The 26973-nt window shown below is 57.7% G+C and carries 22 protein-coding genes; 15 read left to right on the forward strand and 7 right to left on the reverse strand.

Annotation, left to right across the window (positions count from 1 at the left end; translation table 11 throughout):
- The first annotated feature begins 1 nt into the window (after position 1).
- From C4J84_RS08215 to C4J84_RS08230, 4 genes are all read left to right on the forward strand, one after another.
- Complete coding sequence (locus tag C4J84_RS08215) at positions 2-1012, forward strand: NAD-dependent epimerase/dehydratase family protein (RefSeq protein WP_124370095.1); 1011 nt, start codon at positions 2-4, stop codon at positions 1010-1012.
- Entirely contained in the window at positions 948-2111 is a 1164-nt protein-coding gene (locus C4J84_RS08220; protein ID WP_124370096.1) for an acyltransferase, read from the forward strand. The genes C4J84_RS08215 and C4J84_RS08220 overlap by 65 nt, the downstream gene beginning before the upstream one ends.
- A gap of 28 nt (positions 2112-2139) precedes the next feature.
- On the forward strand, positions 2140-2700 hold the full coding sequence (locus tag C4J84_RS08225; RefSeq protein ID WP_124370097.1) for a sugar transferase: 561 nt from the start codon (positions 2140-2142) through the stop codon (positions 2698-2700).
- Positions 2701-2818: 118 nt separating this feature from the next.
- Positions 2819-4816 (forward strand): nucleoside-diphosphate sugar epimerase/dehydratase, encoded by a 1998-nt coding sequence (locus C4J84_RS08230; protein ID WP_164487520.1) that lies wholly within the window; start codon positions 2819-2821, stop codon positions 4814-4816.
- Between the two features lie 110 nt (positions 4817-4926).
- Here the strand turns inward: C4J84_RS08230 and C4J84_RS08235 are convergent, their stop codons facing one another.
- Positions 4927-5415, reverse strand: a complete 489-nt coding sequence (locus C4J84_RS08235) for an acyltransferase (RefSeq protein WP_124372405.1) — start codon at positions 5413-5415, stop codon at positions 4927-4929.
- Positions 5416-5778: 363 nt separating this feature from the next.
- Here C4J84_RS08235 and C4J84_RS08240 point away from each other — a divergent pair, with 363 nt between their 5' ends.
- Both C4J84_RS08240 and C4J84_RS08245 read left to right on the forward strand, forming a co-directional pair.
- Positions 5779-6111 (forward strand): ComEA family DNA-binding protein, encoded by a 333-nt coding sequence (locus C4J84_RS08240; RefSeq protein WP_124370098.1) that lies wholly within the window; start codon positions 5779-5781, stop codon positions 6109-6111.
- Between the two features lie 129 nt (positions 6112-6240).
- Complete coding sequence (locus tag C4J84_RS08245; RefSeq protein ID WP_124435167.1) at positions 6241-7089, forward strand: DUF1989 domain-containing protein; 849 nt, start codon at positions 6241-6243, stop codon at positions 7087-7089.
- 7 nt (positions 7090-7096) lie between these two features.
- Here C4J84_RS08245 and C4J84_RS08250 read toward each other — a convergent pair whose 3' ends face one another.
- Together C4J84_RS08250 and eat are read right to left on the reverse strand one after the other, a co-directional pair.
- Positions 7097-7264, reverse strand: coding sequence for a DUF2897 family protein (locus C4J84_RS08250; RefSeq protein WP_124361874.1), 168 nt, complete (start codon positions 7262-7264; stop codon positions 7097-7099).
- Between the two features lie 111 nt (positions 7265-7375).
- Positions 7376-8740: an ethanolamine permease gene (eat, locus tag C4J84_RS08255; protein ID WP_124366347.1), complete on the reverse strand. Its 1365-nt coding sequence runs from the start codon at positions 8738-8740 to the stop codon at positions 7376-7378.
- 383 nt (positions 8741-9123) lie between these two features.
- Between eat and kdpF the strand changes: the two genes are divergently transcribed.
- The 6 genes from kdpF (at position 9124) to C4J84_RS08285 (ending at position 17360) form a co-directional block, all read left to right on the forward strand.
- Positions 9124-9213: a K(+)-transporting ATPase subunit F gene (kdpF, locus tag C4J84_RS08260; protein WP_003218754.1), complete on the forward strand. Its 90-nt coding sequence runs from the start codon at positions 9124-9126 to the stop codon at positions 9211-9213.
- A gap of 9 nt (positions 9214-9222) precedes the next feature.
- Positions 9223-10917 (forward strand): potassium-transporting ATPase subunit KdpA, encoded by a 1695-nt coding sequence (kdpA, locus tag C4J84_RS08265; protein WP_124366348.1) that lies wholly within the window; start codon positions 9223-9225, stop codon positions 10915-10917.
- A 9-nt stretch (positions 10918-10926) separates the two neighbouring features.
- The gene (gene kdpB / locus C4J84_RS08270; RefSeq protein ID WP_124370100.1) at positions 10927-12990 is read left to right on the forward strand and encodes a potassium-transporting ATPase subunit KdpB; all 2064 of its coding nucleotides are present in this window, start codon (positions 10927-10929) and stop codon (positions 12988-12990) included.
- 40 nt (positions 12991-13030) lie between these two features.
- Complete coding sequence (gene kdpC, locus C4J84_RS08275) at positions 13031-13576, forward strand: potassium-transporting ATPase subunit KdpC (RefSeq protein WP_124370101.1); 546 nt, start codon at positions 13031-13033, stop codon at positions 13574-13576.
- Between the two features lie 250 nt (positions 13577-13826).
- Positions 13827-16478: a sensor histidine kinase KdpD gene (locus C4J84_RS08280; protein WP_124370102.1), complete on the forward strand. Its 2652-nt coding sequence runs from the start codon at positions 13827-13829 to the stop codon at positions 16476-16478.
- A 192-nt stretch (positions 16479-16670) separates the two neighbouring features.
- Positions 16671-17360, forward strand: a complete 690-nt coding sequence (locus tag C4J84_RS08285; protein WP_124370103.1) for a response regulator — start codon at positions 16671-16673, stop codon at positions 17358-17360.
- A 643-nt stretch (positions 17361-18003) separates the two neighbouring features.
- Here the strand turns inward: C4J84_RS08285 and C4J84_RS08290 are convergent.
- Entirely contained in the window at positions 18004-19041 is a 1038-nt protein-coding gene (locus C4J84_RS08290; RefSeq protein WP_124361881.1) for a patatin-like phospholipase family protein, read from the reverse strand.
- A 217-nt stretch (positions 19042-19258) separates the two neighbouring features.
- Between C4J84_RS08290 and C4J84_RS08295 the strand changes: the two genes are divergently transcribed.
- From C4J84_RS08295 to C4J84_RS08305, 3 genes are all read left to right on the forward strand, one after another.
- Complete coding sequence (locus C4J84_RS08295; RefSeq protein ID WP_003238638.1) at positions 19259-19537, forward strand: hypothetical protein; 279 nt, start codon at positions 19259-19261, stop codon at positions 19535-19537.
- Between the two features lie 45 nt (positions 19538-19582).
- Positions 19583-20344, forward strand: a complete 762-nt coding sequence (locus C4J84_RS08300; protein ID WP_124370104.1) for a CHAD domain-containing protein — start codon at positions 19583-19585, stop codon at positions 20342-20344.
- 90 nt (positions 20345-20434) lie between these two features.
- Entirely contained in the window at positions 20435-21232 is a 798-nt protein-coding gene (locus tag C4J84_RS08305; RefSeq protein WP_124370105.1) for an acyl-CoA thioesterase II, read from the forward strand.
- Positions 21233-21235: 3 nt separating this feature from the next.
- On the opposite strand, the gene C4J84_RS08310 is transcribed toward C4J84_RS08305, so the two are convergent.
- The 3 genes from C4J84_RS08310 to C4J84_RS08320 form a co-directional block, all read right to left on the reverse strand.
- Complete coding sequence (locus tag C4J84_RS08310) at positions 21236-21598, reverse strand: Mpo1-like protein (protein WP_124361884.1); 363 nt, start codon at positions 21596-21598, stop codon at positions 21236-21238.
- A 181-nt stretch (positions 21599-21779) separates the two neighbouring features.
- Positions 21780-22187, reverse strand: coding sequence for an Imm50 family immunity protein (locus C4J84_RS08315; protein ID WP_124370106.1), 408 nt, complete (start codon positions 22185-22187; stop codon positions 21780-21782).
- 2 nt (positions 22188-22189) lie between these two features.
- The gene (locus C4J84_RS08320) at positions 22190-26899 is read right to left on the reverse strand and encodes an RHS repeat-associated core domain-containing protein (RefSeq protein ID WP_124370107.1); all 4710 of its coding nucleotides are present in this window, start codon (positions 26897-26899) and stop codon (positions 22190-22192) included.
- Between the last annotated feature and the right edge of the window lie 74 nt (positions 26900-26973).

Genomic DNA, 26973 nt, shown 5'->3' on the forward strand with positions numbered 1-26973 from the left:
TATGTCCGATGGTTTGAGTAGCTCGTCCATTTCACCTCTACCGAAGATTCTTCTTACCGGCGGTACTGGTTTTGTCGGGCGCCCGCTGCTTGAGGCCCTGGTTGCTGCCAGGTATCCAGTTGTTAACGTGACACGCAGGAGCGCCGCAATTGAGCTGCCTGGCGTTCAGAGCTGCGTGATCTCGACGTTGTCTGGGGACAACAACTGGAGTGCATCATTACAGGGAGTGGAGGTGATAATCCACTCTGCTGGGCGTGCCCATATAATGAACGAAACCCACAGCAATCCGCTGCAAGCCTTTCGGGAAGTGAATGTGGACGCTACGCTCAACCTTGCCCGACAAGCTGCGCAAGCTGGCGTGAAGCGTTTTATATTTGTCAGCTCCGTTAAGGTCAATGGCGAGGAAACCGAGAGAGATCGTGCGTTCAAGCCCTCGGACGCTCCAGCACCGCTGGATGATTATGGCGTATCTAAGCTGGAAGCGGAGCAGGCGTTGATGGCGCTGGCGAAGCAAACCGCGATGAACGTGGTAATCATCAGGCCTGTCTTGGTATACGGCCCCGGTGTAAAAGCAAACTTTGAAAAAATGTTAGCTACTGTTGACAAAGGCCTGCCTCTGCCATTCCGCACGATTGATAACCGCAGGAGCCTGGTGTTCATAGACAACTTGATCGATTTGATCCGCGTGTGCATTCATCACCCTGAGGCAGCAAATCGTGTATTCCTGGTTAGTGACGGGGAAGACTTGTCCATCGGGCAGATTCTGGAAAAGCTGGCTGTGGCAATGAACAAACAGTCCCGTATATTTTCGTTTCCGCAATCCCTTTTGGGGCAGCTTGCGTCGATAGTAGGGAAGAAAGAATTTTTCCAGCGTCTGTGCGGATCGCTTCAAGTCGATATTGCAGATACGCGGGAGCTCTTAGGCTGGGCACCACCTGTCAGCACTGATGAAGCGTTTGCTATTACAGCGCGCTCTTATAAGAAAAAACGAAGTGACACCTCTCATGGTTAATTTGGCGCAGATGCTTGACACCCGGGATAATAACTTTAATTTTATCCGCATGGTGGCTGCCCTTTTTGTCCTGATTTCCCATGCATACCCGATTTCGCGTGGTGCCATTGAAGTCGAACCGCTAGTGGCGCAGCTCGGTATCTCGCTTGGCGGTTTAGGTGTATTTACCTTTTTTTGCATTTCTGGGTTTTTTATATCACTGAGTTATCAGCGGTCAAAAAGCAAGGTTGATTTCGTCGTCGCGAGATTTTTAAGACTCTACCCGGCCCTGTTGGTTGTTTTGGTGTTAAGTGCATTTGTGGTGGGCCCGTTGTTTTCGACTCTGAGCCTGCACGACTACTTTCCTTCAAGTGAGGTCTATAGTTATGTGACCGCTAATTTGAAATTGAAAAATATTCAATTTCAATTACCAGGCCTGTTTCAAGATAATCCTTATCCAGGCATCAATGGGTCACTGTGGACGCTATATTATGAGGTCTTACTCTACGCTTTGGTTTTGGTGTTAGGTGTCGTAGGTTTTTTGAAAAACGTGCGCCGGGTGTCGATATTTTTTGTTGCATATTTTTTGTTTTATTTTGCATTTAGATTCTTGGTGGAGCGGGAGCTCATTCACCCCGGATTTCAGACGCGTATGTGGGTGCAATGGAGTTTCGCGTTTGTCGTAGGCATGTTGCTTTACGCATACAGGTTCAAGATTCGGCTGGACTATCGTATTTTGACGGCGTGTTGGTTGGTTACGTTTTTCTTGTACAAGTCACCGGTTTTTGTTGAGGCTTTTGTGGGGGCCTGGAGTTACTCGGTATTCTGGGTTGCCTTCAACACGCAATGGTTTGCTCGTCAGTTTAATAGGTTGGGCGACTATTCTTATGGCCTGTATATCTATGCCTTTCCTACGCAAGAGATTTTGGCCCACCTCTGGAAGGGCATATCGCCCGTTGCTCTTATTTTGGTGGCTTTACCGATAGCGCTTATTTCCGCCGTACTTTCCTGGCACTTTATTGAGCACCCTTGTATTTTGCGTAAAAAAGCGATCGCCGGGAGACTTTCTCAATTACCCGCTAAGCTTTCGGAAATGTTTACTAAATCCTCAACTAGATAATTATGAATTTTAAGGGTGGTGCTGAAAAATGAAACGTTTCTTTGATCTTTTGCTGAGCCTCTTTGCGCTGCTCATACTATTAATTCCGATTGTGCTTGTTACCATTGCGGTAAAATTGACGTCAAAAGGTCCGGCACTGTATTGGTCTGACCGTGTGGGTGTGAATAATACCGTGTTCAAAATGCCAAAGTTCCGCTCAATGCGCACGGGTACCCCCGCGGTGGCCACGCATCTGCTTCAGGACCCGGCTAAATATCTTACGCCGATTGGAAATTTCCTAAGAAAGTCCAGTCTGGATGAGTTGCCTCAGCTGTGGAGCATCATTGCTGGAGATATGAGCTTTGTCGGGCCCAGGCCAGCGCTTTTTAACCAGGCAGACCTTATTGCATTGCGTACTGAGCAAGGCGTGCACCTTATACGGCCAGGCCTTACAGGCTGGGCGCAGGTAAACGGGCGGGACGAGTTGCCGATACCTGTTAAGGTTGGCTATGATGCCTATTACGCGAAAAATATGAGTTTATTTTTTGATCTGAAAATCCTGTTTTTGACAGCTTTGAAGGTACTCAAACGAGATGGCGTATCCCATTGACGCGGTGGAGACGTCAATGAATAGCTTGTTCCGGCAGGCGGCATACAATGTTTTTTGTTCTGCGTTTATTGCGCGGTCGACAAGAATTTTGATCTAACGCAAGGACCGTAGGTGAATCATGATTAACCGGTTGCGCACTTGGCTATTGAAATTGCCTCGTCACCAAAAACGACTGATACAGGTAGTTGCGGACGTTGTTTTGGTATTCTTGGCGCTGTGGATGGCGTTTGTTGTTCGCCTCGGCATCGACGAGATGATAAACCCTGTCAAAATGCATCTGTGGTTGTTTTTAGCCGCGCCGGTGGTCGCTATTCCGCTTTTCATTCGCTTTGGTATGTACCGTGCTGTCATGCGCTATTTTGGCAATGACGCGCTTGTAGCGATTATCAAAGCGGTGAGTCTTTCATCATTGATTCTGGGTGTAGTCGTATATTGGTATAGCAACCATCAAAACGTCGTGCCTCGGTCAATTATCTTCAACTATTGGTGGTTGAGCTTGATCATGGTGGGCGGTTTACGCTTGACTATGCGCCAATATTTTTTGGGTGACTGGTTTGCCGCTGCTCAGCATGTGCCCTTTACCAGCCGTGAAGATGGTCTTCCGCGGGTGGCAATTTATGGTGCCGGCGCTGCTGGTAATCAATTGGTTGCAGCGCTGCGAATGGGGCGCGTCATGCGCCCAGTGGCGTTTATTGATGACGACACCACGATCTCGGATCGTGTCATTTCCGGGCTTCAAGTCTATAAGCCCAAACATATTCAGCGGATGATCGATGAAACGGGAGCTCAGGAAATTCTCTTGGCCATTCCGTCCTCGAGCCGTGGGCGGCGTCGTGAGATTCTCGGCTTTCTGGAAGGCTTCCCACTCCATGTTCGCAGCGTTCCCGGTTTCATGGACCTCGCCAGTGGCCGGGTCAAGGTTGATGATATTCAAGAGGTCGATATTGCCGACCTGCTGGGTCGTGATTCGGTGCCTGCACAAGATGAGCTACTCGAGCACTGTATTAAGGGGCAGAGCGTTCTTGTGACGGGAGCGGGCGGGTCAATCGGTTCTGAATTGTGTCGTCAGATCTTGGAGCTCAGACCTACGACCCTGCTGTTGTTCGAGCACGGTGAGTTCAATCTTTACAGCATTTTTTCCGAACTGGAGCAGCACATTACTCGTAATTCGTTGCCGGTCAAGTTGCTGCCTATATTGGGGTCGGTGCGTGATCAAGCCAAGCTGCTTGATATAATGAAAACTTGGCGTATTGATACGGTTTACCATGCCGCAGCTTATAAACACGTACCCATTGTTGAACACAATATCGCAGAAGGCGTGTTGAATAATGTTATTGGCACGCTGAATACCGCCCAGGCTGCACTTCAGGCAGGCGTGTCGAATTTTGTTCTGATCTCGACAGATAAGGCTGTGCGACCAACTAATGTAATGGGCAGTACCAAGCGCCTTGCTGAGTTGACGCTTCAAGCCTTGAGCCGTGAGCTTGCACCCGTGCTGTTTGGTGATAAGTCGAATGTCTCCCGAGTGAACAAAACTCGCTTCACCATGGTGAGGTTCGGTAATGTATTGGGCTCTTCCGGCTCAGTGATTCCGTTGTTTCACAAACAGATTAAGTCGGGTGGGCCCATAACGGTTACGCACCCGAAAATTACCCGCTATTTCATGACCATTCCCGAAGCGGCTCAACTGGTCATACAAGCTGGTTCCATGGGGCTTGGTGGCGATGTGTTCGTATTGGATATGGGCGAACCTGTCAAGATTGTTGAGTTGGCTGAAAAGATGATTCACCTATCCGGCTTGAGCGTTCGCTCAGACAAAAATCCTCACGGAGACATCGCCATCGAGTTCTCCGGTTTAAGACCGGGAGAAAAACTGTATGAAGAGTTGTTGATTGGTGACAACGTCGTTGCGACACAACATCCGATGATCATGAGTGCTAATGAGGATCATCTGCCGTGGGAGGCGCTCAAGGTTAAATTGTCTGAGTTGCTCACGGCTGTCGAACAGGATGACTATAATCGGGTGCGCCAATTATTGCGTGACACCGTTAGCGGCTATACACCGGACGGTGAAATTGTCGATTGGATTTATCAGCAACGTCGTCTTGAACCCTGAATCAAAAACGATACATAACAGCGCTTATGCAAGAGATCTTCTAAGGTGTTTTTTGAAGCTAAATAATTAGCCGGTCTTTGACCGGCTTTTTTGCATAGCTAAGTAAGTCTCTATACGTTTTTTTTGGTTTGAATGCGCACGATTTTGGCAGGGTTACCTACGACGGTTGCGTTCGCTGGTACTGACCGAGTAACTACCGCCCCTGCGCCTACCATTGCATTTTCGCCAATCTCTAACCCAGGCAAAATAGTGCAGTTGGCACCTAACGATGCGCCTCTGCATACAACAGTGCGGTCGAAACTTTCAGGATAGACTTTGCTTCTGGGATAAATATCATTGGTGAAGGTAACATTTGGTCCAATAAACACGTCGTCAGAAATAGTGATGCCGTCCCAGATTTGCACACCGCATTTGATCGTGACGCGGTCCCCAATGGTCACATCATTTTCGATGAACACATGGTCGCAGACATTGCAGTCCGCTCCAATTTTTGCGTTAGGCAAAATATGTGTGAATGCCCAGATTCTGGAGCCTTTGCCAACGTCTGTTGATTCGCACAATGCATGAGAGTGCACGAAGTAGTCTTTAGGATCGCTCATTTTTTCTCCACCTGCTTTTGACTCAAAGCGTAATAGTCTCTTGGAAAGGAAATCGATTTCCATTTTTTTCGATGTCTTTTTGTTTGGTGCACCGCTAGTGCTTACGCAGCACCGAGATTACCCACATGCTGATCCATGAGATTTTCGGCGCGGTTACGCTGCCGATAGGTCACCTCTGAAGCGGTCCTTTTCTGCGAAAGGCCTTGCTGAGGCTCGGCAGTAAATGGTTTCTTGGCATCTTAGAAAACAGTCAAACACACGCTGTTACTCACCCATTTTTGACACCCTCCAATCATCGCCTAAGTTAGAAAAGCAGCTTCGGAAAAGCTGCTTTTCTCTTACCGATGTCATGGAGCGTCACCAATGCATAACACCTACCTTTCCTCCCTCATCTTCGCCTTCCTCACCAGCCTCTCCGTCGCCGCCACCGCGGCCCCATCCGCCAAACCTGAAGCGCCAACCCCCATCTCCGCACAAATGACCAAAACCGAGCAGTCGGCCAAGGTCAACCTCAATGCCGCCGACGCTGAAACCCTGCGACGCGATTTGTTCGGTATTGGGGCCTCCAAGGCGAAAGCGATCGTCGCCTTTCGCGAAAGCAATGGGCCCTTCACCTCGGTGGATGAGTTGTTGGAAGTAAAGGGCATCGGCAAGGCTTTGCTGGAGAAGAATCGCGACAGGCTGGTTATCAACTAAACGACGTCACCCAGGGGCCGATCAATGATCGGCCTTTTATCATGTGTTTTTAGCCCAGCCCTGGCATGAAATGTGGTTACCTCAAGATCATCGATTGTTCAACAGTCACCCTTAATGGAGGTTCGCCCCATGTACAAAGACTATCCAGCCGCTTACCAGGTCAGCAAAGGCTCGGCGTTACAGGTGGATGCGACCTTCTATGAACGTATCCGTGATCGCAAGGATCAGCGCACTCTGATCGAACAGTTCGAGGTGCCGATCCGCACGGGCAGGGCGTGGAAAGTGCCGGCCGGGCATGTGTTCCGGGTGACCACGCCTGTAGGCCCCCAGGTGGGCGACTTCAATGTGTGGAATGCCAACGACCCGCGCGAACGCTTGTGGGCGGCGCGCACTCGGCAACTTCAAGGCGCCCACGTCAGCACTCACGACCGCTTGTGGTCGAACCTTCCATTTCTACGACCGCTAGTCACTATTACGGATGACAGTCTCGCAAGCTACGGCATCGATGAGCACGGCGGGCGCCTGCACGATTTGCTCGGCACACGCTGCGACCCCTATGTAAACCGTATGCTCACTGGCGAGGACTTTCATCACCACTGCCACTCAAACCTGACCCGTGCAGTATTGCCCCACGGTCTGACGGAATTCGATGTGCACGACGTGCTGAATATTTTCCAGTGCACTGGCCTTAATCACGACGACATGTATTTCATGAAAGCCTGCCCGGCGCAGAAGGGCGATTACCTGGAGTTTTTCGCGGAGATTGATTTGCTGTGTGCGCTATCGACATGCCCAGGTGGGGATTTGTCGTTGCCGATGTGGGGGCCGGACGCGCAGGACCCGCTGACGGTGTGTCGTCCGTTGGGGGTTGAAATCTACAGGCTGGAGGACGAATTGCTGAGTGGCTGGAGTCAGCCGGAGCGTGCTGCCTATAAGGGGCAGCACGGCTTGCATATCGCTAAAGCTGATTGGGAGTAACTCAAGTTCAGCGATCCTGCGCATCCTTGGCGTCCGCTTGCGCATTGCGCTCGGCCACGCGTTTACGTTGTTCGTCGGTGAGTTCCACTTTGTTGGCGCTGTCACGCAGCATCATCAACCCACCGACGATCGACCCGATCGCAATTACCATAATCAACCACGCGTACCACGGCATAAGGCTCTCCTTGAGGCAGATAGCCGGGGGAGAATTTTCCCACGGTAATAACTGCTTTGAGTTATGGGCTTTCTGAGTAGTTCATTGTAGGCCCGTTCTGCCTCGTAAACCCTATAACCCGGTCAACATCGCATCTGCTGGCGCATCGGCGCGGTCTTGGGCGGTCAGTTGGAAGTAGATGAAGCCCACGGCCATGAAACCGAGGAAGATCAGCCCGATCAGTGTGTTGAACCACGCCATCGCTACCAGGCACACCACTGCCAGAGCCAGCGCGATGCCCGGCACGACGGGGTAACCCGGTGCGCGGAAGGTGCGTTCCAGCAGCGGTTCGGTTTTGCGCAGTTTGAACAGGCTGAGCATGCTCATGATGTACATGACGATGGCGCCGAATACGGCCATGGTGATCATCGCGGCGGTCAGGGTCATGCCGCCCAGGTTGATCAGGCCATCACTGTAGATGGCCGCAATGCCGACCACGCCACCGGCGAGAATGGCTCGGTGGGGCGTCTGAAAACGTGACAGTTTGGCCAGGAAAGACGGCAGGTAACCGGCGCGGGCCAGGGCGAAGAATTGGCGCGAGTAGCCGAGGATGATGCCGTGGAAGCTTGCCACCAGGCCGAACAGGCCAATCCAGACCAGCATGTGCAACCAGCCGGAGCTTTCGCCTACGACGGTTTTCATCGCCTGGGGCAGTGGGTCGTTGATGTTCGACAGGGTGCGCCAGTCGCCGACGCCGCCCGCGAAGAACATCACGCCCATGGCCAGGATTACCAGGGTCAGGATGCCGCTGATGTAGGCCTTTGGAATGGTGCGCTTGGGATCTTTCGCTTCTTCGGCCGCCATGGCCGCGCCTTCGATGGCGAGGAAGAACCAGATGGCGAAGGGGATCGCTGCGAACATGCCGGCAATCGCCGGGGCACCGAAGGTGTCGGAACCGGCCCAGCCGTTCAGGGCGAAGTTGCTGAAGCTGAACGCCGGCGCAACGACGCCCATGAACACCAGCAGTTCGGCGACGGCAAGTACGCACACCACCAGTTCGAAGGTAGCGGCGAGTTTCACGCCGAGGATATTCAGGCCCATGAACACGAAGTAGGCGCCGACGGCGGCGTGTTTCGGGTCCAGCGCTGGAAACTGCACGTTGAGGTAGGCACCGATGGCCAAGGCGATGGCGGGTGGGGCGAAGACGAATTCGATCAGGGTCGCCAGGCCGGCAATCAAGCCGCCTTTTTCGCCGAAGGCGCGGCGGCTGTAGGCGAAGGGGCCGCCAGCGTGGGGAATCGCGGTGGTCAGCTCGGTGAAGCTGAAAATGAAGCAGGTGTACATCGCGGCGACCATCAGTGAGGTCACCAGGAAACCCAGCGTGCCGGCCACGCCCCAGCCATAGCTCCAGCCGAAGTACTCGCCGGAAATCACCAGCCCGACGGCGATGCCCCAGAGATGGAGGGTGCCCAAGGTGGGTTTGAGGTGTGTGTTCATTGTGTGGTGCTCCCTGAACGGTTTGGAATGATTCAAGGTGTTGCAGTGGACATGCCACTTCCCAAAGTGGTGTCGTAAAGCGCTTCCACTGTCGCCTGGGAGATGGTTTGGCGTTTGAATAGTGGCGACGTCGCACCAGATAAGTGCGAGGGGGTCTTGATTGGCGCCATCGGGAGCAAGCCCCCTCCCACAGGTTGATCGGCGCTCGGCATGACAACTCGACAGCACCCGCCCAGGCGCCGAAATCCCCGTGTAAACCCCGCATAAAGCCACTCTTTACGCCATCTTTACGCCCCACGCCCCGCCTCGCTCTCGTTCCTTTACACCGCTCCTGCGGACAATTGCCCCACACGCGGCACTCGCCGTTAAACGGAGAAACTTCCATGAGCGTTCTGGACGGGGTGTCACTGCTGTTGGCTGTGGCGCTGTTCATTTATCTGCTGGTTGCGCTGTTACGCGCGGATCGGAACTAGGAGCAGGCTATGCACAGTTATGACTATTGGCTGATCATCGCCTTCTTCGCCGTGGTACTGGTGCCGGCACCGTTTCTGGGGCGGTTCTATTACAAGGTGATGGAAGGCCAGCGCACGTGGCTGACGCCGGTGCTGGGGCCTGTGGAGAAAGCCTGTTATCGCCTTTCGGGTGTGGACGATCAACAGGAGCAAAGCTGGCAGAAATACATGCTGGCCTTGCTCGCGTTCAATCTCGCGGGCTTTTTGCTGCTGTTCGCAATCCTGTTGTTTCAGAACTATCTCCCACTCAACCCGCAGAAATTGCCGGGCCAGGAATGGACGCTGGCCTTCAACACCGCGGTCAGTTTCATGACCAACACCAACTGGCAGAACTACAGCGGTGAAGCGTCCCTGAGCTACCTCAGCCAGATGGTCGGCCTCACTGTGCAGAACTTCGTCAGTGCCGCCACCGGCCTGGCAGTCCTGGTCGCGCTTTGCCGTGGGATCGGTCGCAAATCCTCCAAGACCTTGGGTAACTTCTGGGTCGACATGACCCGCGCCACCCTCTACGGCTTGCTGCCGTTATGCCTGGTGCTGGCGTTGTTTCTGGTATGGCAGGGCGTACCACAGACCTTCGCCCATTACGTTGATGCCGTGACGATGCAAGGCGTGGATCAGGTCATCCCCCTCGGCCCGGCGGCCAGCCAGATTGCGATCAAGCAATTGGGCACCAATGGCGGCGGTTTCTTTGGAGTGAACTCGGCGCATCCGTTCGAAGACCCGACAGCCTGGGCCAACCTCTTCGAAGTGGCCTCGATCATTCTGATCCCGGTGGCCTTGGTGTTTACCTTCGGCCATTACGTCAAAGACCTGCGTCAGAGCCGCGCCATTCTCGCCTGCATGCTGGCCTTGTTCCTGATCGGCGGCGCGACTTCACTGTGGGCCGAATACCAGCCCAACCCAACCTTGAACAACCCGGCCGTTGAGCAAACCGCGCCGCTGGAAGGCAAGGAAACACGGTTCGGCACCACCGGCACGGTGCTCTGGTCGGTGACCACCACCGCAGCGTCCAACGGCTCGGTCAATGGCATGCAGGACAGCCTCAGCCCCCTGAGCGGGATGGTGGCACTGGTCAACATGATGGTCGGCGAAGTGATCTTCGGCGGGGTCGGTGCCGGTATGTACGGCATGTTGCTCAACGTGTTGATTGCGGTGTTCCTCGCCGGCCTGATGATAGGCCGCACCCCGGAATACCTGGGCAAGAAACTCCAGGCCAAGGAAGTGCAACTGCTGGTGGTGACCCTGCTGGTGATGCCGGTGGGTGTGCTCGTACTGGGTGCCATTGCCGCCAGCCTGCCAGGCCCGGCCGGCGCCATCAGCAACCCTGGCCCCCACGGCTTCAGCCAGTTGCTCTACGCCTACACCTCGGCCAGTGCCAACAACGGCTCGGCGTTTGGTGGGTTCAGCGGCAACACCGTGTTTCACAACCTGATGCTTGGCCTGGGCATGTTGATCGGCCGTTTCGGCTACATCCTCCCGGTACTGGCCCTGGCCGGTAGCCTGGCGATGAAGAAGACCGCACCGATTGGTCAGAACAGTTTCCCGACCCACGGCCCGTTGTTCGTGACCTTGTTGACCGTGACCATTTTGCTGGTGGGCGGCCTGACTTTCCTGCCGACGCTGGCGCTGGGCCCTATTGCTGAACACCTGAGCATGGGCTTCTAACCAAGGGATATGAAAATGAATATGCCTGTAAAAAATGCGGCCCCGGTCAAACCCCAGGAACCTGCCAACACCGCGATCTCGGCCCTGTGGCGCGGGGCGCTGGTCCAGGCGTTCGTCAAGCTGGACCCACGCCAACTGCAACGCTCGCCGGTAATGTTGGTGGTCGAGCTGACCGCCATCCTCACCACCGTGCTGTGCTTTGTGCCCGACGCCGCCGTGCCGACCTTCGTGGCCGTGCAAATCGCGGTGTGGCTGTGGTTCACCGTGTTGTTCGCCAATTTCGCAGAAGCCTTGGCCGAAGGCCGTGGCAAGGCCCGCGCCGACAGCCTCAAGGCCGGCAGTGAAGGCTTGAGCGCTCGTCGCAAGGAGTCCGACGGTAGTTTCAAGGTGGTACCGGCCACCAGCCTGCGCAAAGGTGATGTGGTGCGCGTCGCCGCAGGTGAAATGATTCCTGGCGACGGTGAGGTGATCGAAGGTATCGCTGCCGTCAACGAAGCGGCGATTACCGGCGAATCCGCTCCGGTGATCCGCGAATCCGGCGGCGACCGCTCGGCCGTCACCGGCAACACCCGCCTGGTGTCGGACTGGCTGCTGATCCGCATCACCGCCAACCCCGGTGAGTCCACCCTGGACCGCATGATCGCCTTGGTGGAAGGCGCCAAACGCCAGAAAACGCCCAACGAAGTCGCGCTGGATATCCTGCTGATCGGCCTCACCCTGATCTTCCTGCTGGTGGTGGTGACCCTGCAGCCGTTCGCTCACTTCGCCAATGGCAGCCTGCCCTTGGTGTTCCTGGTCGCACTGCTGGTGACGCTGATTCCTACAACCATTGGCGGCTTGTTGTCGGCCATCGGTATCGCGGGCATGGACCGCCTTGTGCGGCTCAACGTGATCGCCAAGTCTGGCCGCGCGGTGGAAGCGGCAGGGGACGTGCATGTGTTGCTGCTGGACAAGACCGGCACCATCACTTTCGGTAACCGTCGTTGCTCGGCAGTGGTTGCGGCGCCCGGTGTCAGTGGTCGGGAAGTGGCGGAAGGTGCACTGTTCGCCTCCCTGGCGGATGACACCGCCGAAGGCAAGTCCATCGTCGAATACCTGCGCGCCTTGCACCCCCAGGCAGAGCCGACGCCGGACGAACTGACTGCGGTCCCCTTCAGCGCCGAAACCCGTTTGTCCGGTGTCGACTATCAGGGCCGCGTATTCCGCAAGGGCGCGGTGGATTCGCTGCTGGCGTTTATCGGCCAGCAGCGCAGCGACCTTTTACCTGCACTGTCGCGGGAAATCGACAAGATCGCCCAAAGCGGCGGCACGCCGTTGCTGGTGTGCGCCGATGGCAAATTGCTTGGTGCGATCCATCTGAAAGACGTGGTCAAGCCTGGCATCCGTGAGCGTTTCGCCGAGCTGCGCAAGCTGGGGATTCGTACCGTGATGGTCACCGGCGACAACCCGTTGACGGCCGCCGCGATTGCCGCTGAAGCCGGCGTGGATGACGTGCTGGCTGAAGCCACGCCTGAGAAAAAACTCGCCCGTATTCGCCATGAGCAGAACGACGGCCGTCTGGTCGCCATGTGCGGCGACGGTGCCAACGACGCGCCAGCGCTGGCCCAGGCCGACGTCGGCATGGCGATGAACGATGGCACCCAGGCCGCACGCGAAGCCGCGAACATGGTCGACCTCGACAGTGATCCGACCAAGCTGCTGGACGTGGTGCAGATCGGCAAGGAGTTGCTGGTGACCCGGGGCGCGCTGACCACCTTTTCCATCGCCAACGACGTGGCCAAGTACTTCGCGATCCTGCCGGCGCTGTTCGCCTCGATCTACCCGCAATTGGGCGTGCTCAACGTCATGCACCTGCAGAGCCCGCAGAGCGCAATTCTGTCGGCAATTGTGTTCAACGCGCTGATCATCGTGGTGCTGATCCCGCTGGCCCTGCGCGGTGTGCGCGTGCAGGCGGCGAGTGCGGCGGCCTTGTTGCGACGCAACCTGCTGATCTACGGCCTGGGTGGGCTGCTGGTGCCGTTTGTGGGCATCAAGGCGATCGACATGCTGCTGACGGCGCTGCACCTGGTGTAACCCTGCGGTCTTTTGTGGCCGATTTATTGAGGATTTGACGATGACTAATACAATCCGCCCGGCCCTGAGCCTGCTGGTACTCATGACCCTGATCACCGGCGTGGCTTATCCGCTGGTGGTGACTGGCGTCGCTCAGGTTGCCTTCCCGGATCAGGCCAATGGCAGCCTGGTGCGCGATGCCGGCGGCAAGGTGCGCGGTTCCAGCCTGATCGCCCAGGAATTCAGCGGTGACGGCTGGTTCCATCCGCGCCCCTCGGCCGGGGCGTTCGCGACGGTCTCCAGCAGTGCCAGCAACCTTGGCCCGAGCAATCCCGCGCTGGCCACGCGCATCTTCGATGACGCGAATAAACAACAGGTGCCCGGCCAGGGGCCCGTACCGTTGGCCTCGCTGACGACCTCCGGCAGCGGACTTGATCCACACTTGCCACCCGCGGCAATTGCCTATCAACTGGCGCGAGTGGCGGCAGCACGGAATGTGCCGGTGTCGACCTTGCAGCGGATGTTGGATGAACACACCGAAAGCCCGTTGGTGGGGCCGCCGGTAGTCAACGTACTGGCACTGAACATGGCCCTGGAAAAACTCTGAACCCCTGTGGGAGAGGGCTTTCCCTAATGCCAGTCAGTTAAGCGGCTTCACTGTAGGAGCGAGCTTGCTCGCGAAAAACGCCCAGACAACGCGTTCATTCTGGATGAACGAGAGGGCCTTGAGTTCTTCGCGAGCAAGCTCGCTCCTACAGGGAACCACTTTTGCTTAACTGACTGACATTAGGACTTGCCCCCTCCCACAGTTGATCGTCATTGAGCCTGATTACCTGAACACCTAAGGAAACCCTTGCATGAGCGACTCCGGCCGCGCCGATGCCTTGTTAGCCGATCTACCCCGCAACGGCCGTGGCCGGCTCAAGGTTTTCCTCGGCGCCGCGCCCGGCGTGGGCAAGACCTACGCCATGCTCCAGGCGGCCCATGCTCAACTGCGCCAGGGCGTCCCGTTGATTGCCGGGGTGGTCGAGACCCACGGCCGCGCCGAGACGGAATCCTTGCTCAGCGGCCTGCTGCAACAACCGCTGTTGCGCAGTGAATACCGTGGCGTGATGCTCGAAGAAATGGACCTCGACGGCCTGCTTGCGGCCAAGCCCAAGCTGGTGCTGGTCGACGAACTGGCCCATAGCAACGCCCCCGGCAGCCGGCATGAAAAGCGCTGGCAGGACATTCAGGAATTGCTCGCTGCCGGCATTAACGTATTCACCACCGTCAACGTCCAGCACCTGGAAAGCCTCAATGACCAGGTGCGGGGCATTACCGGTGTGCAGGTGCGTGAAACCCTGCCGGACTGGGTGCTGCAAGAGGCCGACGAGTTGCTGCTGATCGACTTGCCGTCCCGCGAATTGCTGGAGCGCCTGCGTGACGGCAAGGTGTATGTGCCGGAACAGGCGCGGGCGGCCATCGATGCGTTTTTCACCCAGACCAACTTGATGGCCCTGCGCGAACTGGCCATGCAGACCGCGGCCGCCCACGTCGACGACGACCTGGCCCAAGGGTATCGCCAACTCGGCCAAGCTGCGCCGGCGGTGCGTGGTCGTTTGCTGGTGGGGGTCGATGGCGACGCACAGGCCGAACGCCTGGTGCGCCATGCCAGCCGGGTCGCGCAGCGGCGGCATTTACCCTGGAGCCTGGTGCATATCGACAACGGCCACGCGCGGGATGAACAGTCACGGCTGCGCCTGCAAAATGCCCAGCAACTGGCGGAGCGTCTGGGCGGCGAGGTGGTGTTGCTGCGGGCGGGGGAGGTGGCCAGGACGTTGATCCAGCATGCCGCCGAGCGCCGCGCCAGCCTGGTACTGGTCGGGCAGTCGCGCATGCGCTGGCGGCGACGGCTGTTCGGCGGCGGCCTCGCCGCACGCTTGTTGCGCAATGCGCGGGGCCTGGAAATCAACGTGCTCGACAGCGACGATATGCCTGCTCCGCCGCGCTTGCCGGATGCGCGTGGACTGCGCTGGTTCGACTACGCCTTGGCCGTGGTGGCAACCGTGGTTGCGGCCGGCTTGGCCTGGGGCGTGTCCAGCGTGTTGCCGTTGCCGAATATCTCACTGGTGTTTCTTGCGGCGGTGCTGCTGGTGGCGGTGCGCAGCAGTCTGGGGCCTTCGCTGGTGTGCGCGGCGTTGTCGTTCATGACCTATGACTTTCTGTTTATTCCGCCGAATTTCTCCTTTGCCATCCAGCGTGAAGAGGATGTGCTGACCCTGTTGTTCTTCCTGTTGATGGCAGCGCTCACCGGCAACCTGGCTGCGCGCCAGCGTCGCCAGTTGCAGGCGTTGCGCGATACCCAAGAAGAAACCAGCGAGCTGCTCGACCTGTCGCGCAAGCTCACTGCAGCCACGGATCGCCAGGCCGTTATCAGTGCGGCGGCTCACCACCTGCAAGGTTGGAATGATTTGGATGTATGCCTGGTCAATCGCGACGGCGAGGGCGGCTGGACAATCGAGACCGGTGGCCCGTTGACCCTTACCGAAGCCGAACGCGCTGCCGCCGATTGGGCCTGGCAGCACGATCAGCCGGCGGGTGTGGGCACCGGCACCTTGCCGTTTGGACGTTGGTGGTGGTGGCCGTTGTCGGGCGAAGAGGGGCCCTTGGGTTTGCTCGGTGTCAGTGCCAAGCCGGGCTTGGAGTTGAGCGGGCAACGCCGCCGCCTGCTCACCGCCTTGAGCCAGCCGCTGGCCCAGGCGCTGGCGCGGGCGCAGTTGGGACAGGAGTTGGAGTCGGCGCGTTTGCACGGCGAAACCGAACAACTGCGCAGCGCCTTGCTCGCTTCCGTATCCCACGATTTGCGCACACCGTTGACCTCCATGCGCGGCAGTATCGACAGCCTGCTGGCGCTGGGCGAAGCGATCCCTTTGGAGGATCGTCGCGAATTGCTCGAAGGCACCCGCGATGAAGCCGAGCGCCTCGACCGCTATATCCAGAACCTGTTGGACATGACTCGCTTGGGCCACGGCGCGCTGAAGCTGGCGCGCGATTGGGTCTCGCCCGGCGATATCGTCGGCAGCGCCCTCGGGCGTTTGCGCGCGGTGCTGGCACCGTTGCAAGTGAGTACCCATGTGCCGCCGGAGCTGCCGTTGCTCTACGTGCACGCTGCGTTGATCGAGCAGGCGTTGGTCAATGTAATGGAGAACGCCGCACGTTTTTCGCCGCCCCAGGGCCGTTTGCAGTTGAGCGCCGGTGTCGCGGACAACCAGTTGTTTTTCGCCGTGGCCGATGAAGGGCCGGGGATTCCCGAGGATGAACGTGCGAAGATCTTCGACATGTTCTACACCGCTGCCCGTGGTGATCGGGGCGGGCAGGGCACCGGCCTTGGCCTGGCGATCTGCCAGGGCATGGTCGGCGCACATGGGGGGCATATCAGCGTGGCGGATGGCATTGAGGGGCGCGGCACCTGCATCACCCTGTTTCTGCCGCTACAATCTCAGCCGGGCTTGGACACTGACCTTTGAAAACGTATGCCTACTGTGGCGAGGGAGCTTGCTCCCGCTGGGCTGCGCAGCAGCCCCAAAACCATTCGGTCGCGACGCATCACCCGCCTGACTAGTTTGGGAGCGCTTCGCACTCCAGCGGGAGCAAGCTCCCTCGCCACAACAGGTTCGTTTCTACAATGGTTTGTTTTTAATGGATTTTAATTGGACACCATGAGCCAGACCGCGACGATTCTAGTCATTGATGACGAACCGCAGATCCGCAAATTCCTGCGCATCAGCCTGGCCTCCCAGGGCTATAAGGTGATCGAGGCCGGCACCGGCAACGAAGGCCTGGCCCAAGCGGCATTGAGCAAGCCGGATCTGCTGGTGCTGGACCTGGGCTTGCCCGACATGGACGGCCAGCAAGTGCTGCGCGAGTTTCGCGAGTGGTCGACGGTGCCGGTGCTGGTGCTGTCGGTACGGGCCAGCGAGAGCCAAAAGGTCGATGCCCTCGACGGCGGCGCCAATGACTACGTAACCAAGCCTTTCGGCATCCAGGAATTTCTCGCCCGTGTGCGTGCGCTGTTGCGCCAGGCACCGACGGGCGAGTCTCAGGAAGCCGCCCTTAGTTTCGGCCCGCTGACGGTAGACCTGGCCTACCGCCGCGTTCTGCTGGACGGTGCCGAGGTGGCGTTGACCCGCAAGGAATACGCGGTGCTGGCGCAACTGGCGCGGCATCCAGGGCGGGTGATTACCCAGCAACAATTGCTCAAGGATATCTGGGGGCCGACCCACACCGAAGACAGCCACTATCTGCGCATTGTGGTGGGGCATTTGCGGCAGAAGCTGGCGGATGACCCGACGCAGCCGAGGTTTATCGTGACTGAGGCGGGGGTGGGGTATCGATTGCTGAATACTTAGGGTGGATAGAGTTTCGCTGCCTCAACTAGCGTCATCGCGGGCAAGCCCACTCCCACATTCGACCGCATGCTCATGTTGAACTCAGTCTAATTGTGGGAGTGGGCTTGCCCGCGATGGGCATTGGTATCTACACAACTTTGGCACGGCCCTGAACCTGTGACGGCTCAAGAGCCGAAGCCTCTCTAACTGATGCCCCGCGACCTAAATGTGGGAGGGGGCTTGCCCCCGATGGCGGCCTGACAGCCGACCAGGATGCTGGATCAGGGCGAGTACATATCCGTTGCTGCGGTAACGGCGGCTTAGGGTTCCGCCCTTACGGCGTCTCACTTTTGAAAAGCGCAAAAGTAAGCAAAACGCTCTTGCCCCACCACTCGGCACCTCGCCTAGGCTCGGTGTGCCCGTAATCCGACAGTGATTTGGGGGGCCGCCGCCACGCGCCATCCATGGCGCGGGGCGGCTAAACCGGCATCCCTGCCGGTTTACCCCCCAAATCACTGTCGAATTCCGGCCAGCGTGGTTTAACGGGGCGCCTAGATCAAGAGCAAGATCAAGAGCGGCTCGCTTCGCATCGTGGTTACTTAGGCTGCTACAAAGTTATGTAGATACCTATGCCGCGATGAGGCCACCAGCAGCGCCTACAATCTCAAGACTGCTCACTCTCATACCGATCCAACGTATCACTGGCAATTTCCCGCCCCAACGCGATCAACTCCGGCGCCTTGTAGAACTCGAAAAAACGGCACACCCGCTTGGGCACGTTGATCAGCACATCCGGTGGGTAGCCGGCGATTTTGTACTGTGCCAATGACGTCTGCATCACCTCGAAACTCTGGTTGATCAGGTCCAGCAGCGATGCAGGCCCGACGTTATCGATAATGAACGAGCCTGTGGCCGACTTCGGCGTGCCGGGTTTTTCCGGCGCGGCGGCGGGTTGCTGGGATTCGGGCTCGGCCGACTCCAGCCATGGGTTGATCTCGGCGGCCTGGGCCTGCAACGCTTCCTGCTCGAGCTTCATCAACTGCTCGGCCTGTTTGCGTCGAAACGGCAGGTGCGAACCCAATGATTTTGCCAGGCTGTTAAAGCGGCTCTTGAATGCCGGCGGGCGCTGGATCACCGGCAAGTGATAATGTTTCTGGTTGGTGGCGTTGAGGTTGACCGCGATGATCAAGTCGCAATGGCTCGACACCACCGGCACGATGGGCAACGGGTTGAGTAAGCCGCCATCCACCAGCATGCGGTTGCCCTGCATCACCGGCGTGAACAGGCTGGGGATCGCGGCCGAGGCGCGCATGGCCTGGTGCAGGCAGCCTTCCTGGAACCAGATTTCCTGCTGGTTGGTGAGGTCGGTAGCCACGGCGGTGTAGGGGATGCGCAGCTCTTCGATATTGATTTCGCCGACGATCTTGCGGATCTGCCCGAACACCTTTTCACCGCGAATCGCGCCCAGGCGAAAACTCACATCCACCAGGCGCAACACGTCGAGGTAATCGAGGCTTTCGATCCAGTTTCGGTACTCGTCCAGCTTGCCGGCGGCATAGATCCCGCCGACCACGGCACCCATCGAGCAGCCGGCAATACAGGCGATGTCATAGCCGCGCCGTTCGATCTCTTCGATCACCCCGATATGGGCGTAGCCCCTGGCTCCGCCGGAGCCCAGCACTAAGGCAACACGTTTCTTCATGACCAGATCCTTCGTGAAACAGGTGCCCACAATGCACCCATCAAGGGGGCCGCTACAATCCTCGGTAAGCCTTGGCAATATTTTTCCAGAATCGCGTCTAGGCTCGGGTATGCTCTGGCAATGGGTACTACTGATTTCAGGCTAAGGACAAGGCACTTTTCCCTGTAGGCAACGTCTACAGGCTACGACAGATTTTGTATATTTTGAGGTGTCATCGATGAAAGCCTGGATGTGTGTTCCCGTGATCCTGTTGGCCTTGGCTGGCTGTGCCGGGAAAACCGCGTATCGCGACAGCTGCGGGTCGCAGTTGGATGCCGCCTGGAAAGAACTGGACCTGGCCAAGGCCGAGGGCTTCGCGGGCACCGTCAGCTACTCCAAGGCTTTGTCGTTGTTGACCGGGGCCAAGACCCAACAGCAATTCGAAGCGTTCGAAGGGTGCTCCAACAAGGCCGAGAAAGCGCGCTTCTATATCCGTGAGTCACGCGCCGGGCGTTGATTCGCTAGCCGCGAGTAGGCTGTTTCATCACACAGGGAGGGCAGGATGTCAGCGCTGGTCAATCAGTTGGTCGCTCAGGTCATTGGCCTGGAAGTAGGGTTACTGAGCTGTCAGGCGCGTCTTGCCGCCGTCACCGATGATGAAGCCTTGCATGATCTGCGCACTACCGTGCGCCGCTTGCGCAGCCTGTTGCGCCCCTTGCGCGGGTTACCGGGTGTCGAACAGCTTGAATCGGCCGCCCGCGCGGTCGGCCAGTTGACCACACCGTTGCGTGACCGTGAGGTGCTGGCTGCGTACTTGCAACAGCTGGGTCACCATGAGGCGGCTGAGCGGCGTCTGCGCCTGCAGCCTGAGGCTTATCGCCAAGTGGCGCAGAGCCTGCAGCTGGCGCACCTGCTGCAGATCCTCGATGCGTTTCCACGGTTTATCCGCGCTTCCCAACGGCAGAAATTGCTCAAGGGCCTGCGCTCGCGCATCCGGAAACGCCTGACCAAGCAATGGAACGCACTCGACCACGCGCTGAAAGACCCCGAGCATGATCGCCACCGTTTACGCTTGCTGATCAAGCGCGTGCGCTACGCTGCCGAGGCGTATCCCGAGCTGGATAAATTGCCCGCCAAGGCCCTGTCCGGTCTGAAAAAAGCCCAGGGCGCCCTGGGTGACTGGCACGACTGCTGGCAGTGGTTGATGCTGGCCGAGCATCAGGCCGATCTTGAGCCCTTCGTCGCCACCTGGCGTCAAACCATGGCCAAGGCCGAGCGGCAGGCGGACCGGGTTCTGGATAAGCTCAGCGCCGATTGTTTCTGAACCGGTCCGGTTTTTGGCCGGAATAGGTGCTGTATCTGGCGGGCTTGGTGGTTAAGATTCCCTCATCGATTTTCTTGATGTGAGGTCGCCATGCGCTTTAGTGATTTGCTCGACGCTGCCCGTCAAAACCCACAGGATGTCACCATTCCTGCCGAATGGGCCCAAGGCCGCGCCACCTTTGGTGGCCTGGTCGCCGCGTTGCAATACGAAGCGTTGCGCGCCCAGGTGCCGGCGGAGCGGCCGCTGCGCTCCCTGGCGATCACTTTCGTTGGCCCGGTCGCGCCGGATGTACCCGCTAGCTATCAGGTTGAAGTGCTGCGCGAAGGCAAGGCTGTCAGCCAATTGCTGGGCCGTGTGGTCCAGAACGGTGAAGTGGCGACCTTGGTCCAGGCCAGTTTCGGTGCGCCCCGCACCTCGGAAATTGACGTCGCGAGCGAGCCGCCACCCGTGTTCAAACATTGGGATGAATGCCAGGAGCTGCCCTATATCAAGGGCGTCACCCCTGAATTCATGCGGCATCTGGCAATGCGCTGGAGCGTCGGCGGCCTGCCGTTTACCGGCAATAAATCCCGCGACATGGGCGGTTGGGTACGGTTGTGTGGGGACGTGAAAGAAGAGCCCCTGACCGAGGCGCACATCCTCGCACTGGTCGACGCCTGGCCGCCGGCGTTACTTCCGCATTTGAAGAAACCGGCGCCGGGCAGCACCCTGACCTGGACCATCGAATTCATCCAGCCCCTGCAGCACTTGACCACCCTCGACTGGTGCCAATACCACGTCAACATCGAACACGCCCGGGACGGCTACGGCCATGCCGCCGCCGCGCTCTGGAGCCCGACCGGCGAGTTGATCGCCCTCAGTCGCCAGACCGTGGTGGTCTTCGCCTGACCCTCAATGCCGGTGACGCTGGCGCCACGCCCGCCACCAGCCGCCGCTGAGCACAAAGCGCGGAAACGTCACGAACTGCTCGACCACCAGGCGCTGCACCGCGTCGTTACGATCACTGAACGGCTCGCTCGCCTGGGCTTCCAGGCTGTGGCCATGACGCTGCAGCGCCAGGCCCGCCAAAATGCCGATCACGCCTACGGCAAAACTCACCAGGCTCAGGCTGAACACACCGGAAACGATCAACAGAAAGCCGATGATGAACAGCGGAACGGCAATCAGGTGCAAAGCCAGATTGGTCGGGTGCTGATGGTTTTGTGGGTAATTACGCCATTGCCAGGCGGGGAGATTGGGGTGACGTTTGCCCATGGTGGTGAATCCTCTGTCCGTTTAAACAACTTGGAGGGAGTTTAGGTGGGAGAGGATAGGGCGGCGAATTAGGGTTGGCTATGGAGTCCATAGAGCCACCTTTATGTAAAATAACTTTTCAGGTGACTCAACGGGGTGCCGCGATTTGAGATTGTTTTCAATTTGGGATGGTTATGTTGGGTTATTTGAAGTAGTAGTCGTCCGGTCCGTTGATGTAAACACTAGGGCCTTTAAGTGAAATAAATTTTGCGTTGAATGTTATGGAGGCGCTGTCGCTGATGGCTTCAAATGTAAAATGATTGCTGGCTCTTTTGATGCGTGCAGTAAATACCTCATGGGCAGGAATATTTAAGATTTTCAGGTTGTCAATGTCATTGCAAGTTAGGCCAACTCTACACATGTTATATCCTTTATTTCTCCATTTTTCTGGCAGGTCGTCTGGGAATTCAGGTATGTCAAAACCCATGTCTATTGATGGTTGATCATTTTCTATAGTTATAGAAAACAGAGCTATTTTTCCAATTTCAACTGGAGAGCTGAAAAGTTTACTAAAAAATATGCTTCCATCTAATTCGTTCCAGTGCTTCATACTTATTTCCTGAATGAATAATGTTTCTTTGCTCCTTCAAGATAGCCTTTTCGAGGCTTTTCGATCGGGCGTAAGTTGAAGTGTGACGAATGGTCCCCAACACCATCTACTCTGCCGAATTTATGTCCTGCTGAGTGGTCTTGGATAAGAACCTTAGAGCCATTTGATCTTGTAAATTGATAAACCTTTGTTTCGATGGATCTCCCTGCATCATCCAGAACTGTTTTTCCGTTTTTGTCCGTCATTTTTTCAGTGACGTATTGTTTAGTTTTCCCTGTGTCTAGGTCTACTACCATGTCTGGGTTTTGAACCATCGGTATCCCGGCGTCTCTCTTCGCTTGTCTGAAGGCACCTTTGCGTGAAACATCGGGTGCGTCGGGTTCATTTGGAGTTTTACAGGCTGAATGATGCCTGCCTTTAGGCGGGCAGTTAGCGCTCAGCCCTAACGGGTCCACCCATCCAGTAGGATTGGGCACGTACTGGTATGCATTGATCCCACCCGCCAGCTTCACCGGATCAGGCGTCAGGTAACGACCAATGTCCGGATTGTAGTAGCGATGGCGGTTGTAGTGCAGGCCGCTTTCCGGGTCAAAGTATTGGCCTTGGAAACGAAGCGGGTTGTCGACTTTGCCTACGTCGAGACGGCTGATTTCTCCGTAGGCGCGGTAGTGGGCGGACCAGACGATTTCGCCTTCGGGCGTGGTGAGTTCTTGCGGTGTGCCGAGGTGGTCGAGTTGGTAGTGGTAGGGCTTGGTTTCTTGTGGGCCGAAGCCTTCCAGCAGTGCTAATGGGCGGAAGCTGTCGGGTTCGTAGAGGTAGCTGCGATGACGATCTGCATGGTGTTCGGCGATCAGCTTGTCGCCTTGCCAGAAGAACTCTGTGGTGATTCCATCCACGGTTTTGCTGATGCGCCGCCCAAACGGATCGTAGCGATAACTGGCGGTTTGGCCGTTGGGCTTGGTGATGCCGATCAGCCGGTGCTGACAGTCGTAGCGGTACTCGGTAACGAGTGAATGACCCTTGCCACGTCGCTCGCGTATCAGGTTGCCGAAGGCGTCATAGTCGTAATGGTGATCGCCTTGGATCATCAGCCGATTACCCGCAACGATGTCCGGGCCCGGCCTGTCTTGCATGAGCAGGTTGCCGGCAGGGTTGTGGCCGAAACGTTCTTGTATGTCTTGCGAGTGATCGGCGCGGGTCAGGCGGTGGAGTGGGTCGTAGTGGTAAAGGTGTTCGCCTTTGCGGGTGTCGTGCAGGCGGGTGAGGTTGCCGGTTTTGTCGTAGTCGTAGTGGCGTTGGTAGAGGTGGTTTTCCTGCTGCGTGACGGCGTGGGTATGTAGCCGGTTTTGGTCGTCGTAGTGGTAGTGGCTGAGGAGTTGGCCTTGTTGGCGCTGGTGTTCGCGGCCTGCTTTGAACAGGTGGGAAGTCAGCAGCGCACCGTTCAGTTCGACGGTGGCGAGATGCCCGCCTTTGTCGTGGTTGAAGGTGAGGCGGTTGTTGTCCGGCAGGCGCAGGTTTTTTAACTGGCCGCAGGCGTCGTAGCCATAGCGCAACGTGCCCCAGCCTTGGTGTTCGGCGGTGAGGCGGTTTTGGCGGTCGTATTCGTAGGCCAGAAACCAGTGGCCGTCGTCGACGCTGAGGAGGTTGCCTTGGCGGTCGTAGGCATAGTCGACAACGCTGCCGTCGGGCAGGGTTTTTCTTACGAGGCGGCCGGCATGGTCGCGCTGGTATTGAGTGACAAGCTGACTGCCATCGTCGCCGTATTCGGTTTTCTCCAACAGGTTGCCGTTGAGGTCGTAGGCATACGCAGTGCGTTGGCCGTCGAAGCCGGTTTCCTGTTGGATCAGGCCGTTGGGGTGGTAGTCGAGTTGGTAGGTTTCGCCGACTTCGTTTTCGATGGCGGTGAGCAGTAAGCGAGCGTTGTCGTAGCGGTACTTGACCTGGGTACCGTCGGCATTGATGCGGCGGCTGATCAGGTGCAGGCCGTCGGCGTATTCGTAGCGGGTGACGTGGCCGAGTTCGTCGCGCTCGGCGATGATTTTTCCGTAGGGGTTGTAGCTGAATTCTCGTGTGGCACCGTCCGGCAGTACCAAGCGAGCTAACCGGCCTACGGCGTCCCATTGATACTGGGTCAGCGCGCCCTGTTCATCCTCAAGCGCAACCTGCCGGCCCAGGTCGTCATAGCGATAGCGCTTGATCCCGCCATTGGGCAATTGCTCTTCAACAAGCTGCCCGCGCTCATTCCACACCAAGCGATGGCAGCTGTTGTCGGGGTACCAAACCCCGGTCAGTTGTCCCTGTTTGTCGTAGCTGTAGTCGGTCGCGTTGCCATCCGGATCGATCTGGCGAATGACATCTCCCTGGTCATTACGCTCGTATTTCCAGACCGCCTCACCACGTCTTACAACCCGTACGAAACCGTTGTCATGCTCGTAGGATGTTGGCTCGTCATCCCCCGGAAACAGCGCGACCAAGCGTCCGGCTTCGTCGTATTGATAGGCCGTCACCGCACCCAGCGGGTCCTGCTCGACGGTCAGACGGCCCTTGTCATCGTAGGATTTGAAATGCTGGGCGCCGTCGGGATCGATGCGCTGTACCAATCGCGCCCGCTGGTCATGTACGTAAACTTCCTGGCTGCCGTCGGCGTTGTGCACGGTGACTCGACCGTCATCGCCCCAGGCATACCGTGTGTCCATCTGCGAGAAACTGGCCCAATGGCGGACACAGCGCGCCGCCTTGCCAACGCGCTCCCATTCCCAAAAGAAACGCGCCCCACCGGCCAACTGCCGTTCAAGAATGACGTGCTGCTCGTCGTACCGATAAACTTCGCTTTCACCGACAGCATTGGTCGCTGAAACCAGTCGTCCGGCGCCGTCATAGGCGTAGGCAACGACGTTCTGCTCGGTCACCCAAACAAAGGGTTCATGCCCCGTGGCGCGATGAATCTGGTAGTCCACCGCCACGATGCGGTCGAATTCATAACGCAACAAAAGCGAACGGCCCACACCGTTATCCAACCGCTCGATCCGCCCCAACCGATCCCGGACAACCAACAGCCGGTTGTCATACGCATCGCTGATCGCCGTCAGCCCACCGTCGCGAAAGTGGTAGAACCGCGACCCCTGGGCCAGCACCAGTTCATCAGGCAACGACCCCAAGTAAATCGCCGCTTCCGCCAGGCTGTTGGTAATCGCCGGCCGAGCAGCCGTCGGCAAGGGCAGGGTGGTCGAGCGATTCTCATGGTCCGTCCACACCACCGAATCGCCCGCCACCACAAGCCGCTGCGCCAGCGCATGACTCCAGCCAAACCCCAGCCCACAGTCCACTTCCACCGCACTGCTGCGATACAAGCGCGTCCACTCGAACGGCAAGACCCCATCCAGCGCGCCATCGGTAAGCGTCAGCAATTCCTCGCCAGTGACCATCGACACCGGGCAACCGTTAGTAACGGTTTTATCCGCAGAGGCCGCCGCATCACCCTTCGGGTTCGAAGCCACGGCAGGCACATCATCCACCGCCTCCTGCCGAACCAACGCCGTACGCTGGGTCTTGCTGCGCACCGCCGGCACCGGGTTCGAAACCAGCGTGTCACCCGCCTTCAACGGCGCCACCGGCACTGCCTTGACCAGCGTCGCCGCACTGCTTAGCAACACCGGCTTGGCCGCCTCCACATGGGTTTCCAGCCCAGGCCCCACAACCTGCTTGGCCAGCAGCTCCAACAGCGCCCGCGCCCGTCCGGATTTGACCTGGCTGAGCACCTGAGCCCCCAACCGAAGCTGTACCCCAATTCCCCGCGTCGCCCATATCAGCAACAGATTGATCAACACTTCGCCGGTAATCTCACCCAGCAGTTCATACATCTCGGGCGGCGGCAACATGCGCATCCAGGCCACCGCCGCCGAGAGATAAATGAACAACAGCGGCTCATCACTCAGCACCAGTAAACCCTGGGCGAGCGTGTCTTTACCCAGCTTGAGTAACTGATCCAGTTCGGCTTGGGAGATGTACTTCAACAACCGTTCGCTGTTGGACTTGAGGTTCGCCAGCAGGTCGTACAGCTCGGTAATGTTGTCCCACAGGTTGTAAAAAGCCTTGCCAATCCCGGTTGCAAAGGCCGCGCCCTGTTTCGCGCTGCGTGTGAAGGGCGGGGCGTTTGCAAAATCTGTCCACTGAAGCTTGAAGCGCTCGTTCCATTGCTGGCGCAGTTCAGCTTCCAGCCCGGCGATCACCGACTGGTAGGACGCATACAGCGCCTTGACGTGATCTTTGGAAACGTTGGGGTAAAAGGTGACCTGGTACCGCTGGTCGCGAGTGCATTCTGGGACTTCAAGAATGCCGCTGGGGCCGATGGTTCGCTGCAGCGGCGCGCCAATGGGATTGCCGTCCTTGGCGATGGCTTGCAGCGTGACCGGCGTGTTGCCGATCGGCACGAACCGGGTGCTTTCGAACAGGTGCACCAGGGTCAGCCCACCCTGGGCTTTGCACATGGCGACGGTGCGACTGGGCATGTCGGAAGAGATCGGCGCAACCAGTGCGACGTCTTCCCCGACCTTGAACACCTGCTCCACTTCCAGTGCCGAGCCACTTAAAAAGCTGTCGGCCCAGTCGTCGAACGTATTCAGGCAGTCGCGCAAATTCCGAAGAATGCTTTCAACATCTGGCGCTTCGGGGTCCATGGGGGCCAGCACAAAGCTGGCAATCACCGGAATCAAAAGACGGCCCTGGCGACCTGGGCTCTAACGAAAAAAACCATCTGCACTCCCTCGCACTGTTTGATCAGGCGAGG

The sequence above is a fragment of the Pseudomonas sp. R11-23-07 genome (genome assembly GCF_003852295.1).
Classification (GTDB): Bacteria; Pseudomonadota; Gammaproteobacteria; order Pseudomonadales; family Pseudomonadaceae; genus Aquipseudomonas.